Origin of the sequence: Chamaesiphon polymorphus CCALA 037, assembly GCF_003003845.1 — a bacterium.
In the GTDB taxonomy this organism is placed as follows: Bacteria; Cyanobacteriota; Cyanobacteriia; order Cyanobacteriales; family Chamaesiphonaceae; genus Chamaesiphon; species Chamaesiphon polymorphus.
In genome coordinates, this window is sequence record NZ_PVWO01000574.1 from 1 (window position 1) to 3,364 (window position 3,364).

Below are 3,364 nucleotides of genomic sequence, written 5' to 3' on the forward strand. Positions count from 1 at the left end.
GACTCAGCTCGCTTACGAATTACGACTTACGAATTACGACTTATTTAACCCATGTTTTTGAATGACACCCTTGCCTTGTGGAGTGCCAGTATCGCTCCTGTGATGCCACCGCCATTGCTAGCAACAGTAGCGGCAGAATATGCTCCGATCGTGTTATCTGGAGTACTGCTGACTCTAGTTGCGATCTTTATCGCCAGTAAAATTGGCTCGGAAGTAGCCAAGAGATTAGATTTTCCGCCCGTGTTAGGAGAATTGGTGGCGGGTGTAATCGTGGGAATTTCGGCCTTACACTTAGTTATCTTTCCCGAAGGTGGACTAGCTGCGACGGATTCGTTGCTGATGAATGCGCTCCAGCTACTGAACAACCTGTCGCCCACCGCGATCGAAGCTGTGTTTGAGTCTCAAAGCGAAGTTATTTCCGTTTTGGCCGAACTCGGTGTAATTATTCTGCTATTTGAAATCGGCCTAGAATCCGATCTGCGCCAGCTCAAGGCAGTCGGGATTCAAGCAGTAGTCGTTGCTTGTGTAGGGGTCGCCGTGCCCTTTATAGCGGGCACTGCGGGATTAATGGCGATCTTTCATGTGGCGGCGATTCCGGCAATTTTTGCGGGGGCGGCATTGACGGCAACCAGTATTGGGATTACGTCTAAAGTTTTATCGGAGTTGGGACAACTTAAATCAACCGAAGGTCAAATTATTGTCGGTGCGGCGGTAATTGACGATGTGCTGGGAATTATCGTCCTCGCGGTAGTTGCCAGTCTCGCTAAAACAGGGGAGATCGATATTGCTAATGTGATTTATCTAATCGTTAGTGCCACAGTATTTCTAATCGGTTCGATTCTCTTGGGTGGTATTTTTAATCAAGCTTTCACCGCGATCGTCGAGAAACTAGAAACCCGTGGTAACGTCATTATTCCAGCATTTGTCTTTGCTTTTTTCATGGCATTTTTAGGCAATGCAATTCATCTCGAAGCAATTTTGGGCGCATTTGCCGCCGGATTGGTATTAGATGAAAGCGATGCCCGTAATGAATTAGACGAACTAATTAAACCGATCGCCGATGTGTTCGTACCGATCTTTTTTGTAACTGTCGGCGCGCGTGCAGATCTGGGCGTGTTAAACCCCACCGTGCCTGAAAATCGGGCGGGATTGTTAATTGCAGTCTTTTTGGTAGCGGTGGCTGTTGTCGGTAAGCTAGTCACAGGCTGGGGGGTATTCGGAAAACCAGGCATCAATCGCTGGGCGATCGGCGTCGGAATGATTCCACGAGGCGAAGTTGGCTTGGTATTCGCCGGAATTGGCTCTGCTAGCGGCATTTTGTCTAAGCCGTTACAGGTATCGATTATTATCATGGTAATTTTGACTACTTTCTTGGCTCCGCCATTTTTGCGTGTCGCCTTCGGACAAACAGATAAAACAATCGATCCAGTAGAATCGACTAGCGACTAAACGATCGAGATTAAACATATTCAGCGGGGGGCAATTTATTAATTCTCCCTCCGCCGATCGAGTAATATGCTCCAAATGTGTCGATCGATCTAAATTTGGGAACGCTAGATCCATTCTTCGATCGCGTGCGGCATGAAAACATTAATTCAGATTGTTGTTATCGGTGGTATTGCTCTATTTTCCAATCGGCTGCTATCCCAAAGCCTAATTCCGACACCAGGCTGCAATATTAAAGGGAATATATCTTGGAACAAAAAGGCGAAGCTCTATCATCTTCCTGGAATGAAAGACTACGAAATTACCAAGATCGATCCTGGCAAAGGTGAGCGATGGTTTTGTACTGAGTCAGAGGCAATTGCCAGTGGATGGAAGAAAGCACCAAGATAAGCGATCTAGTTGATGCAAAAGTTTGTTGGTGCGTTATCCTGCCAAGTAACGCACCCTACTTCGATCTTACGAGTATCAAACCTATGACAGACAATAATTCGACCCAAATACTTACCGCACTCCAAGGATTAATCGATGTTGTTGCCAAATTGCGCGATCCCGATGGGGGTTGTCCTTGGGATTTGGCGCAGACACCACAAAGTTTGACTCCCTACATCGTTGAAGAAGCTTATGAGGCGGTACACGCGATTCGGAGTGGCGATCGAGACGCGATCGTTTCGGAGTTGGGGGACTTATTAATGCAAGTAGTATTGCAATCGCAAATAGCTAGTGAAACGGGGCAATTTACGATCGAGGATGTGGCACGCGGTATTAGTGAAAAATTAATTCGCCGCCATCCACATGTATTTGGGGACGTAGAAGTAAATAGTGTCGAAGAAGTTAGAGCCAATTGGGAAGAAATTAAAGCGATCGAAAAAGGTCAAACCACCGAAAAACTCAGCGATAAATTGAGTAGTTATACAGAAAAATTACCACCCCTAACTGCGGCGATGAAAATCTCCAAGCGCGCTGCGGCGATGGGATTTGAATGGGAAAATGTTGAGGGCGTATGGGAAAAATTCGATGAAGAGTTGGCCGAATTTAAAGAAGCACTAGCCACGCCCGATGTCGCTCATCAAGAGACGGAATTGGGGGATTTATTATTTACCATCGTCAATCTCGCTCGATGGTTTAAGTTAGATCCAGAGGGAGGTTTGAGCGGTACCAATCAACGCTTTGTCGATCGGATCCAACAGATGGAACGCTATATCGATAAGCCGTTGACAGAATATTCGATCGCGGAATTAGAAACGCTATGGCAACAAGCCAAGTAACACCTAAAAACTCGATAGTCAGAACCCCGACTTTTTTAAAAAAGTCGGGGTTCTAAAACACTAGTTTTAATATGTAGGGTGGGCACTGCCCACCAGCTAAATTTTAAACACGCTCGATTAGATTAATTTTGAAATCTCCAAATCAAACATATCAAATTCGCCCAAAATTTCAGGGTCTAATTAAGTGGTAAATAAATTGAGTCGATCGAAGGGGGATATCTGGAAATTAGTATGAGGATAGATGGTGGGCACTGCCCACCCTACTTTAAACTATATCCAGCCTACTATTCACTAATTAAAAAACTTGTTCTACGGCAGAAATTTCGGGAATCATGTCGCACAATTTGCGCTCGATCCCCATTTTGAGGGTCATTGTCGAACTGGGGCAAGAACCGCAGGCACCTTGAAGGCGAAGTTTGACGACTGGGCCATCGATATCCACCAATTCTACGTTACCACCATCAGCCATCAGGTAAGGGCGGAGGGTATCGAGTACGGTTTCGACGTTAGCAGGATTGAGTGTTAAAGATTCAGACATAGTTTACTAAACCAAATTGAACGGGAGCGATGATGGATCGACTTTATCTCGATCGTAACCGATCCAGTCGATTATTTCCCGATTGTTTTAGGGTGTATTTCTCTATCTTTATGGG

The 3,364-nt window shown here is 45.6% G+C and carries 4 protein-coding genes; 3 read left to right on the plus strand and 1 reads right to left on the minus strand.

Annotation, left to right across the window (positions count from 1 at the left end):
* Nucleotides 1-51: 51 nt before the first annotated feature.
* From C7B77_RS26570 to mazG, 3 genes are all read left to right on the plus strand, one after another.
* A complete protein-coding gene (locus tag C7B77_RS26570; protein ID WP_106312085.1) occupies nt 52-1,449 on the plus strand; it encodes a cation:proton antiporter in 1,398 nt (465 codons plus the stop codon).
* Nucleotides 1,450-1,581: 132 nt separating this feature from the next.
* Complete coding sequence (locus C7B77_RS26575) at nt 1,582-1,836, plus strand: sunset domain-containing protein (protein WP_106312088.1); 255 nt, start codon at nt 1,582-1,584, stop codon at nt 1,834-1,836.
* A gap of 83 nt (nt 1,837-1,919) precedes the next feature.
* Nucleotides 1,920-2,711 carry a nucleoside triphosphate pyrophosphohydrolase gene (gene mazG / locus C7B77_RS26580; RefSeq protein WP_106312091.1) on the plus strand — a complete coding sequence of 264 codons (792 nt, stop codon included), beginning with the start codon at nt 1,920-1,922 and terminating at the stop codon, nt 2,709-2,711.
* A 295-nt stretch (nt 2,712-3,006) separates the two neighbouring features.
* Here the strand turns inward: mazG and C7B77_RS26585 are convergent, their stop codons facing one another.
* Nucleotides 3,007-3,249, minus strand: coding sequence for a NifU family protein (locus tag C7B77_RS26585; RefSeq protein WP_106312094.1), 243 nt, complete (start codon nt 3,247-3,249; stop codon nt 3,007-3,009).
* Nucleotides 3,250-3,364 lie beyond the last annotated feature (115 nt).